Origin of the sequence: Caloramator mitchellensis, assembly GCF_001440545.1 — a bacterium.
In the GTDB taxonomy this organism is placed as follows: Bacteria; Bacillota; Clostridia; order Clostridiales; family Caloramatoraceae; genus Caloramator; species Caloramator mitchellensis.
Map to the genome: position 1 here is coordinate 1 of NZ_LKHP01000021.1, position 20,277 is coordinate 20,277.

The following is a 20,277-nucleotide window of genomic DNA, read 5'->3' on the forward strand; positions in this document are numbered from 1 at the left end:
TTTCTTGATTTATATTTTGATTCTTACCAAGAAAGAGGTTTTTAATCACTTTACACAAAAATTTTTACAGTCTCGAAATATTTATTTGAAACTATGCCAAACTTTTCCAAACTGAAGTAAAAGGTTGCATCAAAATGCGGCTTTTTTTTGTAAAGGTGGTCGCGTTTTGACGCTTACCATCCCACATTGTCCATATAAAACAAATCGTTGTTGGGCTGCCATTATCACAATATAAGCATTTACATCCCACATTGTCCATATAAAACCTAATTCCAATGTTGGATAAACTATTAATGCTGGGCTATTTACATCCCACATTGTCCATATAAAACGATTAATGCACAGATGAATGTTTTAGCATTTTTTCTATTTACATCCCACATTGTCCATATAAAACTTAAAACATTCTTATTTCTTGTATAAAATTCATAAATATTTACATCCCACATTGTCCATATAAAACGAATAAAATTATTTTTAACTGGAATAATATAGATAGAATTTACATCCCACATTGTCCATATAAAACTCTTAAATATTTTCTTTTGTTTGCTGTTTAAGAACTTATTTACATCCCACATTGTCCATATAAAACATGGATTAGCTGCAAGTATAGCGTCAGTAATTGCAAATTTACATCCCACATTGTCCATATAAAACAAAGTGGATTTATTACACCAAATGAAGCACGAGCTAATTTACATCCCACATTGTCCATATAAAACATTAAGAAGGTTTATAACGGAGTTATAGAAGATGATATTTACATCCCACATTGTCCATATAAAACGCAATGATGATGATACACAACCCTTGGACTTATGCGAATTTACATCCCACATTGTCCATATAAAACAATATGTCTGAAAGTATGACTAAGTTAGCTTATGATAATTTACATCCCACATTGTCCATATAAAACATGAAGCTATAAAAGATGTAGAAACTTATGACATAAATTTACATCCCACATTGTCCATATAAAACCTAATATGGTATTTTTAGCAATTGTAGCAATTGCAAATTTACATCCCACATTGTCCATATAAAACCATTTAATCGAGAGAGGACATGCAATTAAAAATGCAAATTTACATCCCACATTGTCCATATAAAACTTAAAAGGCATAGAAAGAAGTGGAGATATTTCAGCACTATTTACATCCCACATTGTCCATATAAAACAGTTAATAGCAATTATAAATGTCTTGCACATATGAAATTTACATCCCACATTGTCCATATAAAACTTAATCTAATGTCAAGAAAACGTTTTCTTTTAATTTAATTTACATCCCACATTGTCCATATAAAACAAGCTATATAATATCATTTCAGTAGATAATATCAAATATATTTACATCCCACATTGTCCATATAAAACTGAATATTAACTTTTTCAATATTGTTGTCATTCAAATTTACATCCCACATTGTCCATATAAAACTGATGAGGATGAAATAAAAAACTCATAGAGTCCGAATTTACATCCCACATTGTCCATATAAAACTTTTTTCACCTCCTTAGCCCCATAATTTCGTTAGAAATTATTTACATCCCACATTGTCCATATAAAACCCCCAAAAATCCAAATTAAAATAACCTAGAAAAATTCTAGCTTTATTAGGCATCGCAATCGTTGTATTTTAATCAATTTTGCAGCAAAGGTATAGTAATGTTAAACTACAACAAGGCAATAAGGGCTATAAAATCATATTTTCCAAAGCAAAATTGCATTCAAAAAACTTATACGCTTCGCTGCAACTATATAAAAATATCTTCATAACTTTTTACAACACCCATTATATCCTTTTGTATCTGTGCTGGAAAGTATATTCTATAAATATAAACTGAATCCTCTTCCTTCTTAATTATTTTATTTACCTCAGCCATACACTTTTGAAGTTTCCCTTCTGTAATATCGCCTTCAAAAACGGAATTTTGCGTCCACATTAAATATTGTTTGAGCTTCTTTCTCACTTTATTAACCCTTTTCTCACCGACATCGTAAGTTATTATAACAAACATGTTACCACCATGCCTTTAACGGTTTATAAATTTCATCACCTAGAAGGTGCTTGATTAATTTATAGCACTCTAAAATTATAAAACCTTTGTAGGATACACTTCTGTTAAGCTTCCTATGTTTTATTGTTGTATGCAGTTTTTCTTCAAATTCCTTGATGAATTTCTTCTTGCCATTGTCATTCAAAAAACAAAACTCTTCTTCATAGTCGAAATCTTCTTTTGTTATAACTCTATTATTAATCAGCTTAAAAATTACCGGATCTACTATTAGTGGTTTAAATATCTCAGCCAAATCAAGGCTTAAAGAAAATCTTTTTGTGGAGGGTTCATGAAGATAACTTATTGTTGGGTCAAGTTGAGTTTTATAAATTTCACCTAATACAGTTGTATACATTTGCATGTTTCCAAATGAAATCATAGCATTTACGGGATCTTTAGGTGGTCTTTTTTCTCTTGAGGAAAGCTCGAATCCATTCTTCAACATTTTATTAAATGCTTCATAATAAATTTTTCTTATTCTACCTTCAGTTCCCATCAATTCATCTATTCCCTGAGCTTTATAAATATTTTCTTTTTCTTTGTTTATTCTTTCAATCTCACCCTCAGTGTTTTTATATTCTCTCAAATTCCTCAAAATGTGAAACGAAGCACTCTCGACAAAACATTTTGCTAAATACAGTCTTTTTTCATCCTTTGAATAATATTCTGCCTGTTTAACAAGTAAAAATCCTGAAACATTCTTTTTTCTTGGATAAAAACTCCCCATATAAAATCCATAATAATTATAGAAATTTATAATTGTTCCATATGAAGAAATAAATGAAAGGAATTTATTGTTTAAATCTACTTCCCCAAATATGTGTATTTTTTCAACAGTTTCAACTGGTAGAAGTTTTAGATTACCTTCTGTATCCTCAAAATAAACAGTATTTTCTTTCCTTTTCAATCTACCATTCGAAAAAATATAATAATCTTTATTCATTAAAATCACCTTCACCAGCATAGCATAATTCAAAATAAGAACATTTCTTACAATATGGCAGCTTTTCAAGCTTAGGAGGGGTCTCCCTTAAATTAATATTTTTAATTTCCTTTAGGGCTTTTACAATTTCTTCTTCAAATTCCTTATTTAATTCTATAATTTCTCTTCTTTTTTCTTTAACATAATTTATTACTCCTCTTTTTACTACCCCAATCTGTTTCAAGTAAAATAAATAATAAATAAGTTGCATCTTATCAGCTAATGGCATCTTACTAGAAATTTTAACTTCCCGGACATATTCATCTTCAATAATGTCAACCTTTAACAAATCATCAATCATTACTTCCTTTGCCGGACTTCTCTGGTATGAATTTTCATGAATAAGTTTTCCCTGCAATACTCTATCGTTTTTATCCTCCATAGTTATTCCTTTAGAGAAAAACCATAGCTTCCTTTTGCATATGTAGTAATAATTTACTTTTATACCTTGAACCTTAAATTCATCAATATCAAATTCCATAAAACCACCTTTTATATGAAATTGGAAATTTCTTCTCCTACATGCAGTCCAATAATATTATCGTATTTGAACTTAACCAAAAAAATATCTCTTACATATTTTACTTCCATTAGAGCGTTTTTAACTTTATAATATGGGACATCTAATGTAAGTTGCTTAATTTTCAAAAACAGCTCAATTTTTCTATTAAAATCCCTCTCTTTTTTGTAATTTTCAAATACCAAAATATTTTTCTCATAAACTTCTATAGGAATTACCTTAACATTTGCCATTTCTCTAAGCTGTTTATGAGCATCTTTTTGTTCTAAGTCATAATCAAATACAGCATCAAGAAAATTTATTGCATTATCAAATTCCTTCAAATAATCTGAACCTTCAAGATTCTTTCTTGAATAAAGTTCATCGACCATTTGCATTTTTTCTTCTTCCTTTAACAATTTCAAATCATAATTTTTTAGTATCTCTATTCCTTTAATAAAAATATCTTTATCGTATACCGTTCCTATGCCGCTTGCATCCTTTGGATAGACAAAAATATTAGGTTCATCACCCAAATCATATTCCCTTTTTCTATAGCACCTGCCCATCCTTTGAAACAAACTATCCAATGTTGATAATTCTGTAAATAGAAAATCAAAATCTATATCTAATGATGCTTCAACAAGTTGAGTAGAAATCCAAATGCCAGGTTTATTATAGTTTTTTATGTTATCTTCCTTTTTCAATCTATCTTCTTGAATAAATAATGAGTGCAATAGATTTGTTTCAGAAAACTTAATTCTTACCTTTTCAAAAATTTCTACTGCTCTTTTTACAGTGTTAACAATAATTAAAACCTTCTTATCCCTTGCCTTTTCAATTATGATATCTATATCTTCATCTATTGATTTTTCGCACAATCTCATCCTATGCCTTGTAATATCTAATGGAAATTTTGTAAATTCGAATTCTATATTTCTTTTTTTCAAAAACTCAACAAAAATGTTCGGCAGTGTGGCAGTCATAATCATAAATTTACCATTAAACTTATTTATCATTTCTATTCCTTTTAAAATAGCTGCAACTATTTTAGGGGAATAAGCTTGTATTTCATCAATTACAACTTTAGAATATGCTAATGTTGCTAATATCTTTTCATAGCCTCTATATTTAAATGGAAAAGTAAAAAGCTGGTCTATTGTTGAAAAATTAAGGGGATACGAAAGTTGTCTTGATATTTCATATTTTTCAAAGGAATCTTCATATCCCTGCGTCTTCATAAATTCAAAACTCGATGAATGCAGCAGCCCTGCTTCTTTAAACTGCATATCTTCAAATACCCTTCTATATATTGCATTGATTGAAACTCTAATTGGTAATGTGAAAAATGATTTGCTATTATCTATCCACAATAATGCTGATTCTGTTTTCCCAATTCCTGTTGAAGCTATCATAATGATATTGTTTTCCCTGTTTTCTAAACAAAACTGTTGAGGTTCTCTTAGATTCCCTTTAAGTTTATCTTGTATGTATTTTTTTGTAATATTAGAAATACTATCTGATGGTTGTATCTCAACATCAACATGTGCAGAAGCACTATGGTCTAATCTATTCAAGAGACCTTTAAGAATAACATATATTCTGTAGTCATTAGAGCTTTCTCTTATTCTGTTTTCTATTTTTAGTTCATTTACATATAATGTGTTTATATTTATAAATTTATTATTAAATTCACTCTCCAAATTCTCGATATTTTTCTTTAAATCATTTTCAACTATATTTTTAATTAACTTAAAGTCTACATCTTTATCCTTCTCGTGATGATAAATGATTGCTTGTGCTAATGATTTGTATATATTTTCTCCATATTTCTGCCTCAATGCCTTTATATCAATAAATGAAGGTGATAAAAAATTATGTGGAACTTCATTTTTAAACTGGGTTTGCAATAGCGGTTCACCAATCTTTTTTCTTATTTCATTCTGAAATGGAGTAAATAGCTTTCCTAAGTCATGATAAAAGCAAGACAAACTCAATAATTCCCAAATATCATTAAAATCAGAAGCTCTAATAACTTCTTCTCCATATAAATTTTTAAATATTGTAAGATTTTTAAGTAAATAATCAGTATGAGACTTTAAAGATTCCACAGGATTTGATTTTGCATATATCATGATAATCCCTCAATCTCTTTATTAAAAAATATAATGTCTTCTTCTTCATCTACATAAACCTTCCCGTTTGTAATTGAATTTGATTCCTTTTCAGCATAAATAACATTAATTTTTTCCCATTCCCGCAAGTTATTTTTAATTTCATACTTATAGTTCAAACTATAATTTATTCCAGTAATTCCTTCATAACCATAAAATTTTGGAATATATGCTGAGTAATTCAAATCAAAACTACTCATTTCTTCAAATAAGTCTAATTGTTTAAATTCAACTAATTTAATCTCATCTATTCTTGCGATATCTTCTCTTCTTCCAATCGAAAAAAACTCTTTTGAACTGTATACGTTTTCATATATATTGTTTAAAATATTTTCATTTGCATATATGTGAATTATTAAATTAACATTATGAAGATAGTGCACATTTAAAGGAGCTTTAGTGACTTCTTTTCCCTTAAAAAAATAGTAGGTTTGAAGATTTACGAATTTATCTTCATAATCTCCTTGAACAGATATAGCCATATCTATATAATTTTGTGCTTTGAGTATATAATGTAAAAAACCCTTTATTGTAGAATAAGGAGGCAGAGGATATGTCTCTGCCACCTTCAAAGCAAACGGTTTCTTATAACAAGCCATCTCCTGATATATTTTCAACTTTAAAGCCTTCATCATCAAATCACACCCCATAGTAAGCTCTAACTTCTCGCTTAATATTTTCAAAAAACTCATTAACTGTCAAAAGTTTTTCTTTAAATTCAGATTTCAAGTCGCTTTCATTAGCAAAGACTCCATTTACTAATCCTGCATAGGTAGTATCCTTTACTTTCTTGTTCAATACCGAAATATCCATTGTAGATTTAATTGGTTCAAGGTCTATTCCAAACGATTCTTTAACATTAATCAACTTGATTCTTCCTTGGAAGAAGGGATTAGGAAAATCATAAACTCCGCCTATTATAAATAATGGAGATAAATTTTCTTGTCTGCCTCTAATATTTCTATTTAAAATCTTAATTATTTCGAGTAATTGTTCTATTCTCTCATACCTTTTTCCATTATCTAATGAAATGCTATTATCTTTTCCTACCTTATCCAAATCAATATTTATAGTGTATGTATAAAAGCTCAAGTGCTGTTCAATATTTGCAATATTTGCATCTTCATTAATTCTATCTGCAAGTCCCTTATTGCTCAAAAATTCAACATCATTTCTATAAGGTTCTAACGAAGTTGCAAAGCTCAACCTTACAACTGCTGGTCTTGTTGTTCCACCTTCACCTTCTTTAGTTTTCATATATCCAAATAAATCCATCTCTTCAGATTCCTTTATTGTTAAATCATCCTTAAATTGAACAGTTCCTTTGCTCTTATCAACGACTTGTAAATTCCAATTGAATATACTGCTACCAAGCCTAACAATGTCATATCTTAAGCATTGTCTAGAAGCAACTGTTTGCTGACTTCCATTGCCTCTTGTCAATTTTTTAAGTTCTGAAATATTTCCAGTTCCTTCACCATAATTTAGGCTTTGTGCTTGAAAAATAACGCTCATTGAAACAGTTTTACTCATTTTCAACAACCTCCCCATGTGAATTATTCTTATCAGTTATCAAACCGGATATATAGCTTTGGGCTATTGTCTCAAAATCCACATCTTCTTCATAAAAACCCTCAAGAAAAATTCTTGGCATTTCAATTTCAGAATTTATATATAATCTTAAAACAGTGTCCATAAACTCCTTTTTATTTCCAACTTTTGCAGTGTTTAAAAGTCTGTATGCAACTGAACTTATTTTATTCTCTGAGCCATGTTTTTTAAGATGTTCTCTCATGGATTGGCCACTAAGAAAAGCTGAATATACTTTCTTCTTCACTTTATCTACATCTCCCTTCATTTTTAAACAGTTTAAAATAGCATTTGCCTTTGAAGCAAAATAAATATCCATACCAAAATTTTGCTTAATTTTTTCATTTAATTTATTAAAAATTACTTTATCTAAATTTCCATTGCTAAAAATGTTATCAATAAATTCCATTTTAAATTTATAATCTTTAATGTTCCTAATAGTTTTATCCGCATAATCCTTAAAAAATAACGCAACATATTTGTTCATATGAAAATATTTTAAATTAGCCTTCTTACTTTCATATTTAGCGTTAAATTCAACAAACAGTATATTCTGCAGTGTCCAAATCGATTTTTCCCTTTCCTGTTCTACTATATTTAAAACAAATTCATCGTATGGAATTCTATCACTGCTTCTATTTTTAAAAGATTCGTTCTTTTTATACAAGTCTTCAATATCCGTATCTAAGTTAACAAAAACATAGTAAAACTTTTTCCAAAGGTCATCTGTTTTATTAATCTCAATATAGTTTTTGTTTATTCTTGTAATTCCTGCAGGTGCACACAATAGAACTAATTTGCAAATATCACATATAGGATATTTGTTTTCTAATCTCCAAAAGAAATTTGCAGAATAATCATTGCTAACGCCAAGCGGCAAAAATTTTCCTTCGTTAAAATCTTCTTCGAATGATATTCCTTCATGGCAAATAGAACATTTATTTAATTCATCAATTTGTAAATTAAATTGGTTTATATCCTTTTTACTATTTTTCAAAAACTTTTTATATAATTTAATCTTCTTATAATCATTTTCTGATTCAATAGTTTCAACAATTTTAGAATAATCTCCCTTTCCCCTTGCAACTTCAACTTTGTTTTCAATTATGATTGGATTAATGTAATCTTTAAACATAATGGCTTTATGTTCTTCAACGCTTTTATTGGCTAAACTCTTTTGTAAAAAGCTTACTTGTCCAAAAAAATTGTCATACATTATACTTCTTATGCTATCAAGCGCATATTTTTCCTTCACTGCTTGTTTATTGAGCAAATTACAAATCTCTTTTAAAACATTATTATATAGATTAATATCTAAGTTCTTTTTTAACTTTTTTATATCGTCCTTTATATTTTTTGTAATTTCTTCGAATCCCTTAGCTGCTGCTTTTTTCTCAAGTTTAGAATTATTCCAAAACTCTTCTAATTTTTCAATAACTTTTTTATTTTCTTCTTTATTAATTGTATTCGACAAATTGTAAACGTCATTTAAAAACCTTTTATAATCCTTATCATATTCATCAATATAGTAGTCGAAATAGTATTCATGAAAATTAGATAAAACATCACTTTCAAATTCCAAATAGTTATCCTTTAATTTATAGTCAATACTTATTCCTTTACTCTCTGTATGTTTAAATATTCTGATCATCCCGACAAGCCCCATGTTATAAAACCAATCGTTCATATATAATCTTACTTGCACCTACATCACCTCTAACACGCCAAATCCCTGGTTTCTTCTGAAAGACAGTCCAAGTTGATACAATAAATTCAAATCCTCTGCATCACCTGATAATTTGAATTCGCCAAAATATGCATTAACTTTATATTTATCTTCTTCTTTTTCGGCACAATAATTTCTATCAATTTTTACTACTCTTTTTCTAAGGCTGACATTCTTAAACGACAGTTTTCTTTTCAAGCCATAACCTCTAAAATTTTTAATAACCAAATCTGCTAAATAATTTAATTCTTCAGTGAATTCATTATCCTCAATGTCTAAAAATCTTCCGCTTTTGTTTTTAAAACAAACAGGTGATAATGTTTTAAATACAACCTCATCTTGTGTAATCTGCTTTTCTCGTAGAAGAATTATTTTCTTCTTTTTAATCAAATAATTTTTATATCTAAAATCATGAATTCTAAGCAGTCCATTGTAAAGATTAATAAAAAATCTCGTATCTGGAGAAGTGATAATTAACTCAACATCTCCACTAATTATGAATTCATCACCCTGTAGTTCAAATCCTTTTATTCCTACTGAAAATGCAAAAGGTTTGCTCATTTTATTTGCCCTGTTCTCAAACAAAAAAATTTCATTGAAATATTTTTCATCAACTATTTTCAAACATTCTTTAATTAAGCTAACAAACATCATATTATAAGCAACGGGTATCCTGTCAGCGTTAAAAATACACTTTAATCTCAAACTCTCACCTCCAATACATTTATTAAATAATTCTATATTTTTTTCCAAATTCCTGCTAAAATTTTAAAATTTGTTAACATCCAATTATTAATTTTTTACCTCCCCCTCTAACTGCTCTAAATCCCCTTATATTTATTGTTATATTTTCCCATTGAATTCATATATCGATAGGCTTATAACTTTATTTATTAAAAGTGTTTATGTGAATACAAAAAATACTGCCACTTGGCAGTATTATTTTTTTATATATCGTTTATATGCCGGGCTGTATTCTGTCCATAAGTCTGTTCCAGTATCCCTCTGAATAGCGAGGTTAAATCCATTTATCTCCGAACTTGCCTTATCAGCATTATGAACCGCAATCGCCTCTATAGTCATCGGAACAACAGGCGATGCCATTTCGAGCATACCGTGATGAGATAAAATGCAGTGTTGTATATCAAGCTTGATATCAGTTGGGAAATCCTTTATCTCTGATATTAACTTGCTAACGAATTCGTAACCTAAAGTTATGTGTCCAAGCATTCTACCTCTTGTGGTATATTTGTTCTCTGGGAAACTTGAAAGCTCAAATATTTTACCAATATCGTGCAATAGGGCTGAAGCCATAGCAACGTCATATTTAATATAACTAAATATTTCACAGTAGCCCTTTACAATTTTTGCAACCTCAATCGTATGCTGTGCAAGCCCGCCTATATAGGCATGGTGTATTTCAGCACCTGCAGCTTTTTTGTAAAAATGTTTTTTTACTTCTTGATGTTCGAATATGTTCTGGAGTAAACTTTTAATATAGGGGTTTTGTATTGTATCAATTAACCTATTTATCTCGTTTACCATATCATTTTCATTTGCAAAACCTGTGGGAAGAATGGAATTTATCAAATCCTGAGAAGGATTGAATATTCTCTCTATAGTATTTATATGAAGCTGGGTTGTTCCCTTAAAATCCCTTGCAATTCCGCTTATATATGCAATACAACCGGGAATAATTTCGTTGTTGATTTTCTCATCGTCGCTCCAAATTTTTGCATCGTAGCTTTTCAAACCAATACCAACCTGAAGATGATAATAACCTTTATTGTTTTGGTCAACCTTTTTAGAAATTGCTCTAACCACTACTGCAACATTTTCAAATTTTTGATTAACACTTATCTGCATTCAAATCACCTCATGATATATTATACATAATTTTTGGGATTTAAAACACATAATATTATAATGGAGGGATAAACATGGAAAGAACTTTAGTCCTAATAAAGCCTGACGGGGTAAGACGAAATTTAATAGGCGACATCATTAAAAGATATGAAATGAAGGGGTTAAGGGTTGCATCAATCAAGTCAGTTTATCCTACTGCTGAAATGGCTAAGGAACATTACAAAGAACATATAGGAAAGGATTTTTTTGAAAAATTGATTAGATTTTTAACCTCTGGAATGGTTATAGCTATTATATTAGAAGGTCAAAACGCTGTAAAATGCGCAAGGATTATAAATGGTTCAACAAAATATCAAGATGCATTGCCAGGAAGTATCAGAGGCGATTACGCATTTGACGAAACCGAGAATATAGTTCATGCTTCTGATTCAACTGAATCAGCAGAAAGAGAAATAAAGATTTGGTTCCCAGAAATCTGTTGAAAAAAAATTATTTTGGTGTATAATATAAATAGTCGTCTGGGTGTGGCGCAGATGGTAGCGCGCCAGAATGGGGTTCTGGAGGTCGCTGGTTCAAGTCCAGTCACCCAGACCAATTTTATTATTTTTCAAAGAAAATCAAGTCAGCAATCAACGCGGTTGCTGACTTTTTATATTTTTCTTCTTTACCCTTTTCTTTTTAACCACCTTTAACCTGAAAAAATCCTCCCTGTCCTTTTCCTCAAGAGCCTCCTGGATGAATTTTACAATAGACTCATACTTGGGAATTTGAATATTCTCAAGAGCATTAGCCCTTCTTTGCGTCTTTTTAATTTCATTAGCAAGCCTATAAACTGAATTTTCTAGTTCGGCAAGTTCAAAAATAAGCCTTTTTACCTCTTGAAATTTGGAAAAAGCAACATCCATAGATGAATTGGTCTGGTATAAACTATAGCTTGGCTTTTCGTCCTCACCCTTGAACCTAACAATCGGCACCTCTACTCCCATAACGCTCTTAAAAAGAATCTCAAACTCCTCTACCTCTGGAACTGTAGACGCTATATCCTCAACAGCCTGAATACCCATTGTAATATTCGCCATCTGCAGTGCCTCATATGCCTCGGAAAAAGTAGTGTTTATTTTAGACTGTATCTCGTTTGCCCTGTCTACAAGGCTCATAATCTCCCTAATCAAAACATTTCTTTTCTGGTCAAGAAGTTCAAATCCCTTTTTAGAGAAATCTAAAATAGATTTTGCATTCATAAGATTTGATTTAGTTGGGGCAATGTTGTTTTCCATCTAATCACCCCTTGTAATATTTGTCGATTAAATCAGGCTCAATTCTATCAAGCTCATTTCTAGGAAGGATGGATAAAATATCCCATGCGATATCAAGCGAATTTATGATGCTCCTATCCTCATAAAAATACTGCCTTAAAAACCTTTCCTCAAAGGCCCTTCCAAAATCAATATATTTTTTATCAAGATTAGACAGCTCATCTTCTCCTATAACCTGTGCAAGAGCCAAAATCTCTTGATATTTAGTATAGGAAGAAAAAATCTGATTTGCAACAGAAGGGTGATCCTCCCTTGTATATCCTTCACCTATACCATCCTTCATAAGTCTTGAAAGGGACGGCAGTATATTTATCGGAGGGTAAATATTCCTTTGGAAAATCTCCCTGCTAAGAACAATCTGCCCTTCAGTGATATATCCCGTAAGGTCTGGAACCGGGTGAGTTATATCATCGTTCGGCATCGTAAGAATTGGAATTTGAGTTATCGAGCCACTTGCTCCTTCAACTATTCCAGCCCTTTCATAAATCGACGCAAGGTCCGAATAAAGGTATCCCGGATACCCCTTTCTGCCCGGCACCTCTTCTCTTGCAGACGATATTTCTCTTAGGGCTTCGCAGTAGCTTGTCATATCGCTCAAAACAACCAAAACATGCATATTTTCATTAAAAGCCAGATATTCTGCAGCAGTTAAGGCACATCTTGGCGTCACAATTCTTTCAACAACCGGGTCGTCAGCAAGGTTTAAAAACATAACAACCCTCTCAAGAACTCCCGACTCCTCAAAAATTTTTGCAAAATAATGGGCATCGTCATGTTTAATTCCCATCGCCCCAAAAACAACAGCAAAATTTTCACCATCAGCTATTTTTGCCTGATTTATAATCTGGGCGGCTATTTGATTATGCGGAAGACCGTTGCCTGAAAATATAGGGAGTTTCTGCCCCCTTATTAGCGTAGTTAAAGTATCTATGGCAGAAATGCCAGTTTGAATATAGTTTCTTGGGTATCTTCTTGCTACTGGATTTATTGGCCTTCCATTTACATTCATCTTTGTTCCGCTAAAAATCGGTCCTCCTCCGTCGATAGGCTGACCAAATCCATTAAAAATCCTTCCTAATATATCCATCGAAAGCGATATTTCAAGAGGTTTTCCGGTAAACTTAACCGAAACATCCTTAACCGAAAGCCCTGAAGTTGTTTCAAACACCTGAACAATGGCCTTATCGTCTTGAAGCTGCACCACCTTTCCGTGCTTTATCCCCTCGCTAGTTCTAATTTGAACTATTTCATCATATGAAGCATCCTCCACCTCTGAAAGAACAATCAATGGCCCTTCTATTTTATCTATTTGCAGATACTCTTTTAGCATTTTAATCACCTTCATAAGCATTTAATATTTGCTGGAAAGAAGATAAAATTTTATTTTCTAAATCTATAAAATGGTCTTTGTAATCATTAGGAATGGAATATTTCATCTTTAAAAGGTCATTATATACTTCAGTTTGTCTTATCTTGCCTATTGGAATTCCCTTTTTCACTGCATTTGCTGCATTTTGATAAAATAGTTTTATCATTCTTAGCATTTGATACTGTTTATTTAAGGGAACGTAAGTATCCTCTTTATGATATGCATTTTGCTGCAAAAATCCAATTTTTATTATTCTTGCTACCTCAAGAATAAGCCTCTGCTCGTCCGGCAGAACATCCTCTCCAACAAGCTTTACTATTTCCTGAAGTTTGTTCTCCTCCTGTAAAATCTTTAGCATTTCCCCTCTTAAGGTTAAAAAATCATCGGCAACATTTCTTTTATACCAGCCATCGAGTATCGAAAGGTAACCGCTATAACTTGACAGCCAGTTTATCGCAGGATAGTGTCTTGAATAGGCAAGCATTTTGTCAAGGCTCAAAAATACGCTTACAAACCTTTTGGTATTTTGTGTTACCGGTTCAGAAAAATCCCCTCCCGCAGGAGATACAGCGCCTATTATAGTAACTGAGGCTTCTTTTCCTCCCAAGGTCTCAACATAACCTGCTCTTTCATAAAACTCTGCAAGCCTTGATGCAAGATATGCTGGATATCCTTCTTCTGCAGGCATTTCCTCAAGACGCCCTGAAATTTCCCTTAAAGCCTCCGCCCACCTTGAAGTTGAATCAGCCATAATAGCAACATTGTATCCCATATCTCTAAAATATTCCGCAATCGTAATCCCTGTATAAATAGAGGCCTCCCTTGCTGCAACCGGCATGTTTGACGTATTTGCAATGAGTATTGTTCTATTCATTAGAGGAAGTTTTGAATTAGGGTCTATAAGTTTTGGAAAATCCTCTAAAACCTCCGTCATCTCATTGCCTCTTTCGCCGCAGCCTATATAAACTATAACATCAGCATCCGACCATTTCGCAAGCTGATGCTGAGTCATAGTCTTTCCAGTTCCAAATCCACCTGGAATGGCACTTGTTCCACCCTTGGCAATTGGAAAAAAAGTATCGATTACCCTCTGACCTGTAATAAGAGGCTTTTCAATTGGTTTTCTCTCTTTAACAGGCCTTGGAATCCTGACAGGCCACTCCTGATACAGTTTAAGCTCATGTATTTTGTCATCCTCAAGCTTCAATATAACATCATCAAGGGTATATTCACCATCCTTTGCAGCATATATAACCCTTCCCTTTATCTTTGGTGGAACCATAATATAGTGCCTTACAAGTGGAGTTTCTTCAACATAGACAAAGGGCTGTCCAGAGCTTAAATATTCCCCTTCCTTTACAATGAACTTTACGTCCCATTTTTTATTCATATCTATTGAAACAAGTCCAATTCCTTCGCTGATAAATTTACCTGTTGAATTATAAATATAATTTAAAGGCCTTTCAATTCCATCAAATATATTGCCTATTATACCCGGTCCCAGTTTTACTGATAAAGGCTTACCTGTTGAATATATATATTCTCCTATCTTTAGCCCTGCAGTTTCCTCATAAACCTGAACTGTCCCAACGTCTCCATCTATTGATATTACTTCACCTATAAGCTTTTTTTCGCCTACTGCCACCATCTCCCTAAGTCTAAAATCCTGCATATTGGAAGCTTTAATTACAGGACCGTTGATGTAGTTTATAATACCCTTGTGTTCCATCAAATCACCACCTAAAGCCACTTGAACAAAATCAAGCCCAATCTCTCTTTATTATCTTCTAAAATATTTTCTATCGAACAGTCTATTCTTAGCCTATTACTGTCTTCCAAAATAAAACCACCAGCCATTTTTTCATCTAATTCAAACTCTACCTTTCCTTGCTGAAGTTTGCCTTTTAAAATATCATAGGTATTTCGATTTGTTGTAATCTTAAACTTTCCATCAAATAGTTTTAAAGATGCTTCATCAAAACTTTTAAGCACCCAATTTCTATACCCTTCAGTCGCAACGAATTTATAAATACTTTCCTTTAAATCCCTAAAAAACAACTCAAAAATCTCCTGCTTCTTTTTAAGAATCATCCTCTTTTGTTCATACTTTGCCTTTGAAATAACCTTTTCTACCTCTTCCTTTATGCTTTTTATCCTTTCTTCCTTTAAATTATCAATATATTTTTCAAACTCCTGCCTCTTTTGATTTAAAATATCAGAATACTCCTCGTTAAATTTTGATATTTCATCCTGATTTTCCTTCTCTATTTTTTGATATATAAGTTCAGTAAACAGCTTTATCTTCTCTTCAATCGTCACCATAAAACCACCTCAAATCCTGATACCAATGGATTCCTTAATATACCCTGTTATATAATCCTTATCCTTAATGCTTCCGTGCCTGTTAGGAATTTCAACAATAAGCGGAAGGTCCCTGTTCAATTTGATATCATCCACCAAATTTTTCAATTGACTGGACAACCTCTCGGTCAAAACGATAATACCCACTTCCTTATCCCTTAAAATGCTATTTATTTCTTCCTCAGCCTCCGATGCACTATTGACAAGAACTCCTTTGATTCCCGAGAGCCTCATTCCAACAAATGTATCATGACTATCTGAAATAAGATATATTCTCATTAAATCACATCCTAAAGTCTTCCTAAAATCATAATAGAAATTATAAGACCATAAATTGCAATCCCTTCAGCAAGACCTACAAATATGAGAGTTTTTCCAAGTATTTTAGGGTCCTCCGAAACTGCCCCAAGTGCAGACGAGCCAACGGCACCAACTGCATAACCTGCGCCGATTGCTGCAAGCCCGGTGCTAAGGCCGGCTGCAATAAAGCCAAGCCCGGCTGCACTGTCAGTGCTCGATGCAGCGTATGCCACACGTGGAATCATTGTAATTATAAGCCCTGTTAAAACAGGCACCATAGAAAAAATATTCAGCTTTAGCTCCCTTTTAATCTTCTCCTTGCTATAAACTTCCCTATTAAGGCTTAAAACTCCCTTTGTAATGGTTATTATGACTATAATAGTTGCTAAAATAACAAATGTCCACATAATATTACCCCCTTATACAAATTGGTGAATATTCATAACCTGTTGCTTTAAAAAATTTGCTAAACAGTTCATAGTATTCAAGCCTTAGCCCTTGAATAAATACAATCAATCCTTCAAGTCCTATTATCACGATATTTCCTAAAACCAGCATCAACGCCCCTCCAACTCCTCCGTGCATCATCTTTGCAAGAGTTTCAAAGGCCAGAAACAATCCAACGTGGTTTATTGCAAAGGCTCCAACCCTTATAAATGAAAGAGTGTTTGATAAAAGGCTCAAAAGTGTTTCAGCAATTCCAAAACCACCTTCGATGTAATAATCCGACACTGATTCGTGGTAGAGCCTTTTCTCCCCCTTTAAAATATTAACAATAGGTTCCTTGAACAATATCAAAATCAGTGCGAATGCTAAAATAAATAAAATAGCCCCATCTGGTAAAAAGCCCTCTCTGCCTTCTACCTTAATAATGATGTAATACAAAAGCATCCAGTAAAAAACAAGCCCTGCCACACCGTTTCTGCTGAATATTCCTTCTTCCAAATCGTTATTTCTATAGCAGTTTACAAGGTTATAAAAAAATCCAACCGAGAGCAAAATCACTCCAAATGCAACGGCTAATATCAGCACTTTGTTTATCTCAACCATGGGCCTGACTATATATGTCGGAAGTATATCCTCAAATCCAAAAAAACTTCCATATATAAGCCCAAATGCCATTGAACTTATTCCAAGCCGCGATAAAACTCCCCCAAGGTTTGGCCTGTGTTTTATCCTATTCAGTATCTCACCTATTAAAAACAACACCAATCCTTGCCCCAAATCCCCAAACATCGCCCCAAATAGAAGCATATAGCTTATTCCAACAAACGCTGTTGGGTCTAATTCTTTATAGGAAGGAATACCATACATTTTAACTATTGACTCAAATGGGCGTATTAAATATCCATTGCTAAGATAGGTCGGTGGCTCCAGCCCTTCCCTTACATCACCCATATCCTTATAAATAACTATTACCCTTTCATCTATATCCTCAAGCATTTTGTTTAATCTCTTCTTATGGATTGAAGGAATCCAACCAGAGATATAGAAAAATTCGTTTGTAACAGCAATATTGTTTTTTAATTCTTCTATCTTAGTTTCCATTACAAATTTTGAGTAGTATTTTTCTGCTCTTGAACCATATTCTTTTTTTATGTGAAGAATTTCATCCCTTAATTTTTGTATCTCTTCCCTAATTTCAATCTTTCTTATTTCAATCCATTCAATCCACTCCATAGCAGTTCCTGAAAACTTATACTTAAATTTCAACTCATCAAAATTAACCGAGTTTAATATCCTCAAAACCTCATTTTCAACTGCTGTGGGATAAAATATCATAACAAGAGAGTAATCTGTTGTTTGAAAAAATTTAAGAACTATTCCCGATATATTTTCATAATTCTTTTTAACCTTATCCATATCGTATTTGTTTAGTTTTCCAATCTTAAATTTGATATATTTAAGATTAAAAAGTTCATTTAAATTTACATCTACGTCCTTAATATGAATAAGGTAGGATTTTAATTCGTCAAGCTCCCTATGCTCTTCTTCTAATTCTAAAAATGAAGAGTGTCTTTCTTGTAATAAATTATATAATTCGTTAACCTCAATTACATCTTGTCTGAAATCATATCTTTCCCTTAAAAATTCCTTTTTGACCTTTTTATTTAAATCAAATATGTCAATGATAGCATTGATCTTCTTTTCAACGTCCTTTAAATCTTTTCTGCTGCTGTAGGGTCTTATATAATTTATATCCGCCAGAGCATCTATATCATCTACATCCATTATAGGGAAATTATTCTCACTTATCTCATTTATCGCATTGAGCATATGCACTGATTCAGACATTATAATCCTTTTGCAAACTTCGTCCAAAAAGTCTAAATGGCCAACCAAATTAATCATTTCCATCTTTGCAACTGCCATTTTCCCACCCCTATAAGTCTATAATGAGGTATTTTTTTGATTCTTCGACATCGATAGAATATCTAACGCATTCTATTATTGATATTATATCCAATATTTCAAATTCCTTTAGTTCCAGCAATGCTAAAACCATTGAGATGTCAAGTTCCCTTTTTACAAACACCTTTTTTAGCTTAAAATACATATACCTGTTTATACGCCTTTCCATATAAATGTCCTGCTTTTCATCCCCTTTGAACATAAAAGCATAGGGTGTTTTACTTGCATTTGATAAAAACTCTTCAAGACTCTTTGAATAGCAAAACTCTTTAATCTTGGAATAGTTAAACTTGTTCCCAAAGTCGATGGTGTAATTAAAGATTTCCTCTGGAGATAGGTTAAAATATCTTTTACTTCTATATATCCACTTTAAATTAAGCATATCCGAAAGAGTTCCGTAAATTTCGTAAAATGATTTTTTATCATCCTCCTCGAGCTTTTTAGCATTCTCATTTAAAAGAACAAAAAAAGCCCTATCAAGAGACATTTCAAACCTAAATAGATTTTCCTTCTCGTTACCATCAACAAGATTTTTTAGAAACGGATAATATACAGTTCCTTCTAATAAATTAATAAGTTCCGATACCTTTGTCGCCTTTATTATTTTATCGACATCAATAAACCTATACTTGCCAACAAATATAAGGCTCTCCTTTAAATTATCAAAATCCTTTTCGACGTGAATAAGCCTTGCAATTCTTTTTAAATCAAATATCTCATATTTTATATAAAAACATTTGATAAAATTCTTTAAATCCCCATGAAAAAAGTGAATTATTTTATCAATAAAGTCTATGAGGTGCTTTTTTAAAATTATTTCAATATGATGCCTGTGCAAGTATTCTACATCGACTCCTTTAAAGGCCATTTTATAACCTTCGGTCTCTTTTAGATATTGTGCAATTTCAATAGGTGATTTAAGATTGATAAGCTTTGAATAATCTTCCATTTTTAAAAACTTGCCATACATAGAAAGAACCTTTGTATTTACAGCACCATAAACAGTATTTTTATCCATACAATCACCCTATTTAAACAATTCGTCGATTGCTTTTTTAATCAATTTAGCTTTTGAATCGCTGTATTTTTTTTCTAAATCACTGCATTCTTCCTTTGCAATGTTAATAATTTTTTCTGCTTGCAGTTTTGCCTTATCCATTTTCTCTTTCTCAAATTCATTTATATTGATTAATTCATCTTCTATTATCTCTTGTTTTAATTTTTCAATTTCTACACCAATCTGCCTTTTTCTATTTTCAATCTCTAATTTAAATTTTTCCCTTAATTCGCTGGCATTTTTATCTATATGTATTAAGTTTTTAATGACAGATGCAATTTCGCCATCCATAATATCCCTCCCCAGATAAGCATAATATAATTGTAATACTGTGAAAATCAATATACAAAACCAATATTGATTGATTTATACTTATTTTGTTTCAATTTTCTGAATATAAACCTGTTATTGACCCTTTATTGTGTTCGTTCTTTTATTACATTTGATTTCCTCGAAATTTCAAAAAAAGCCCCAACTGTTTCTAAGTTGGGACTTTTATAAAAAATTATTTAATTACTGAATCTTAAATTTATTAACTACGCTAACAAGTTCGTTT

19 protein-coding genes, 1 tRNA gene and 1 CRISPR repeat array are annotated in these 20,277 nt (G+C 31.8%); of the genes, 2 read left to right on the plus strand and 18 right to left on the minus strand.

The window, feature by feature from the left end; genetic code table 11:
• Positions 1-172 precede the first annotated feature (172 nt).
• Positions 173-1,580: a CRISPR direct-repeat array (repeat unit 29 nt; unit sequence ATTTACATCCCACATTGTCCATATAAAAC).
• A 186-nt stretch (positions 1,581-1,766) separates the two neighbouring features.
• The 9 genes from cas2 to ABG79_RS11410 all read right to left on the minus strand — a co-directional run bounded on the left by cas2 (position 1,767) and on the right by ABG79_RS11410 (position 10,906).
• Positions 1,767-2,030, minus strand: coding sequence for a CRISPR-associated endonuclease Cas2 (gene cas2 / locus ABG79_RS11370; protein WP_057979592.1), 264 nt, complete (start codon positions 2,028-2,030; stop codon positions 1,767-1,769).
• A gap of 1 nt (position 2,031) precedes the next feature.
• Positions 2,032-3,012: a type I-B CRISPR-associated endonuclease Cas1b gene (gene cas1b / locus ABG79_RS11375; RefSeq protein WP_057979593.1), complete on the minus strand. Its 981-nt coding sequence runs from the start codon at positions 3,010-3,012 to the stop codon at positions 2,032-2,034.
• The gene (gene cas4, locus ABG79_RS11380) at positions 3,005-3,532 is read right to left on the minus strand and encodes a CRISPR-associated protein Cas4 (RefSeq protein WP_057979594.1); all 528 of its coding nucleotides are present in this window, start codon (positions 3,530-3,532) and stop codon (positions 3,005-3,007) included. Before cas4 ends, cas1b begins: the two co-directional genes overlap by 8 nt.
• Before the next feature lie 11 nt (positions 3,533-3,543).
• A complete protein-coding gene (locus ABG79_RS11385) occupies positions 3,544-5,685 on the minus strand; it encodes a CRISPR-associated helicase/endonuclease Cas3 (protein ID WP_057979595.1) in 2,142 nt (713 codons plus the stop codon).
• Positions 5,682-6,359, minus strand: a complete 678-nt coding sequence (gene cas5b, locus ABG79_RS11390) for a type I-B CRISPR-associated protein Cas5b (protein ID WP_242859338.1) — start codon at positions 6,357-6,359, stop codon at positions 5,682-5,684. The genes ABG79_RS11385 and cas5b overlap by 4 nt, the downstream gene beginning before the upstream one ends.
• A gap of 4 nt (positions 6,360-6,363) precedes the next feature.
• The gene (gene cas7i, locus ABG79_RS11395) at positions 6,364-7,257 is read right to left on the minus strand and encodes a type I-B CRISPR-associated protein Cas7/Cst2/DevR (protein ID WP_057979596.1); all 894 of its coding nucleotides are present in this window, start codon (positions 7,255-7,257) and stop codon (positions 6,364-6,366) included.
• Positions 7,250-9,019 carry a type I-B CRISPR-associated protein Cas8b1/Cst1 gene (gene cas8a1 / locus ABG79_RS11400; protein WP_057979597.1) on the minus strand — a complete coding sequence of 590 codons (1,770 nt, stop codon included), beginning with the start codon at positions 9,017-9,019 and terminating at the stop codon, positions 7,250-7,252. The genes cas7i and cas8a1 overlap by 8 nt, the downstream gene beginning before the upstream one ends.
• On the minus strand, positions 9,020-9,745 hold the full coding sequence (cas6, locus tag ABG79_RS11405; protein WP_057979598.1) for a CRISPR-associated endoribonuclease Cas6: 726 nt from the start codon (positions 9,743-9,745) through the stop codon (positions 9,020-9,022). It lies immediately after the preceding gene.
• A 234-nt stretch (positions 9,746-9,979) separates the two neighbouring features.
• Positions 9,980-10,906 carry a 3'-5' exoribonuclease YhaM family protein gene (locus tag ABG79_RS11410; RefSeq protein WP_057979599.1) on the minus strand — a complete coding sequence of 309 codons (927 nt, stop codon included), beginning with the start codon at positions 10,904-10,906 and terminating at the stop codon, positions 9,980-9,982.
• Between the two features lie 74 nt (positions 10,907-10,980).
• Here ABG79_RS11410 and ndk point away from each other — a divergent pair, with 74 nt between their 5' ends.
• Both ndk and ABG79_RS11420 read left to right on the plus strand, forming a co-directional pair.
• A complete protein-coding gene (gene ndk / locus ABG79_RS11415; RefSeq protein ID WP_057979600.1) occupies positions 10,981-11,388 on the plus strand; it encodes a nucleoside-diphosphate kinase in 408 nt (135 codons plus the stop codon).
• 36 nt (positions 11,389-11,424) lie between these two features.
• Positions 11,425-11,500 (plus strand) — tRNA-Pro (locus ABG79_RS11420).
• 35 nt (positions 11,501-11,535) lie between these two features.
• Here ABG79_RS11420 and ABG79_RS11425 read toward each other — a convergent pair.
• Genes ABG79_RS11425 through ABG79_RS11465 form a run of 9 tightly spaced genes read right to left on the minus strand, consistent with a single transcriptional unit; the run spans position 11,536 to position 20,012 of the window.
• The gene (locus ABG79_RS11425) at positions 11,536-12,183 is read right to left on the minus strand and encodes a V-type ATP synthase subunit D (RefSeq protein ID WP_057979601.1); all 648 of its coding nucleotides are present in this window, start codon (positions 12,181-12,183) and stop codon (positions 11,536-11,538) included.
• A 4-nt stretch (positions 12,184-12,187) separates the two neighbouring features.
• Positions 12,188-13,552: a V-type ATP synthase subunit B gene (locus tag ABG79_RS11430; protein WP_057979602.1), complete on the minus strand. Its 1,365-nt coding sequence runs from the start codon at positions 13,550-13,552 to the stop codon at positions 12,188-12,190.
• A 1-nt stretch (position 13,553) separates the two neighbouring features.
• On the minus strand, positions 13,554-15,320 hold the full coding sequence (locus ABG79_RS11435; protein WP_057979603.1) for a V-type ATP synthase subunit A: 1,767 nt from the start codon (positions 15,318-15,320) through the stop codon (positions 13,554-13,556).
• Positions 15,321-15,331: 11 nt separating this feature from the next.
• A complete protein-coding gene (locus tag ABG79_RS11440) occupies positions 15,332-15,913 on the minus strand; it encodes a V-type ATP synthase subunit E (protein ID WP_057979604.1) in 582 nt (193 codons plus the stop codon).
• A gap of 9 nt (positions 15,914-15,922) precedes the next feature.
• Positions 15,923-16,231, minus strand: a complete 309-nt coding sequence (locus ABG79_RS11445; protein ID WP_057979605.1) for a V-type ATP synthase subunit F — start codon at positions 16,229-16,231, stop codon at positions 15,923-15,925.
• 11 nt (positions 16,232-16,242) lie between these two features.
• The gene (locus tag ABG79_RS11450; protein WP_057979606.1) at positions 16,243-16,659 is read right to left on the minus strand and encodes an ATP synthase subunit C; all 417 of its coding nucleotides are present in this window, start codon (positions 16,657-16,659) and stop codon (positions 16,243-16,245) included.
• A 4-nt stretch (positions 16,660-16,663) separates the two neighbouring features.
• Positions 16,664-18,625 (minus strand): V-type ATP synthase subunit I, encoded by a 1,962-nt coding sequence (locus ABG79_RS11455; RefSeq protein ID WP_057979607.1) that lies wholly within the window; start codon positions 18,623-18,625, stop codon positions 16,664-16,666.
• 10 nt (positions 18,626-18,635) lie between these two features.
• Complete coding sequence (locus tag ABG79_RS11460; RefSeq protein ID WP_057979608.1) at positions 18,636-19,682, minus strand: V-type ATPase subunit; 1,047 nt, start codon at positions 19,680-19,682, stop codon at positions 18,636-18,638.
• Positions 19,683-19,691: 9 nt separating this feature from the next.
• On the minus strand, positions 19,692-20,012 hold the full coding sequence (locus ABG79_RS11465) for a hypothetical protein (protein WP_057979609.1): 321 nt from the start codon (positions 20,010-20,012) through the stop codon (positions 19,692-19,694).
• Positions 20,013-20,277: the final 265 nt, after the last annotated feature.

Bases quoted from the DNA above. Each gene is read 5' to 3' on its own strand.
- ndk (WP_057979600.1), top strand. From the start codon at position 10,981: ATGGAAAGAACTTTAGTCCTAATAAAGCCTGACGGGGTAAGACGAAAT.
- ABG79_RS11440 (WP_057979604.1), bottom strand. From the start codon at position 15,913: ATGGTGACGATTGAAGAGAAGATAAAGCTGTTTACTGAACTTATATAT.
- ABG79_RS11410 (WP_057979599.1), bottom strand. From the start codon at position 10,906: ATGCAGATAAGTGTTAATCAAAAATTTGAAAATGTTGCAGTAGTGGTT.
- cas7i (WP_057979596.1), bottom strand. From the start codon at position 7,257: ATGAGTAAAACTGTTTCAATGAGCGTTATTTTTCAAGCACAAAGCCTA.
- cas2 (WP_057979592.1), bottom strand. From the start codon at position 2,030: ATGTTTGTTATAATAACTTACGATGTCGGTGAGAAAAGGGTTAATAAA.
- ABG79_RS11460 (WP_057979608.1), bottom strand. From the start codon at position 19,682: ATGGATAAAAATACTGTTTATGGTGCTGTAAATACAAAGGTTCTTTCT.
- ABG79_RS11425 (WP_057979601.1), bottom strand. From the start codon at position 12,183: ATGGAAAACAACATTGCCCCAACTAAATCAAATCTTATGAATGCAAAA.
- ABG79_RS11455 (WP_057979607.1), bottom strand. From the start codon at position 18,625: ATGGCAGTTGCAAAGATGGAAATGATTAATTTGGTTGGCCATTTAGAC.
- cas5b (WP_242859338.1), bottom strand. From the start codon at position 6,359: ATGATGAAGGCTTTAAAGTTGAAAATATATCAGGAGATGGCTTGTTAT.
- ABG79_RS11465 (WP_057979609.1), bottom strand. From the start codon at position 20,012: ATGGATGGCGAAATTGCATCTGTCATTAAAAACTTAATACATATAGAT.
- ABG79_RS11450 (WP_057979606.1), bottom strand. From the start codon at position 16,659: ATGTGGACATTTGTTATTTTAGCAACTATTATAGTCATAATAACCATT.
- ABG79_RS11445 (WP_057979605.1), bottom strand. From the start codon at position 16,231: ATGAGAATATATCTTATTTCAGATAGTCATGATACATTTGTTGGAATG.
- cas4 (WP_057979594.1), bottom strand. From the start codon at position 3,532: ATGGAATTTGATATTGATGAATTTAAGGTTCAAGGTATAAAAGTAAAT.
- ABG79_RS11435 (WP_057979603.1), bottom strand. From the start codon at position 15,320: ATGGAACACAAGGGTATTATAAACTACATCAACGGTCCTGTAATTAAA.
- cas1b (WP_057979593.1), bottom strand. From the start codon at position 3,012: ATGAATAAAGATTATTATATTTTTTCGAATGGTAGATTGAAAAGGAAA.
- ABG79_RS11385 (WP_057979595.1), bottom strand. From the start codon at position 5,685: ATGATATATGCAAAATCAAATCCTGTGGAATCTTTAAAGTCTCATACT.
- ABG79_RS11430 (WP_057979602.1), bottom strand. From the start codon at position 13,552: ATGCTAAAAGAGTATCTGCAAATAGATAAAATAGAAGGGCCATTGATT.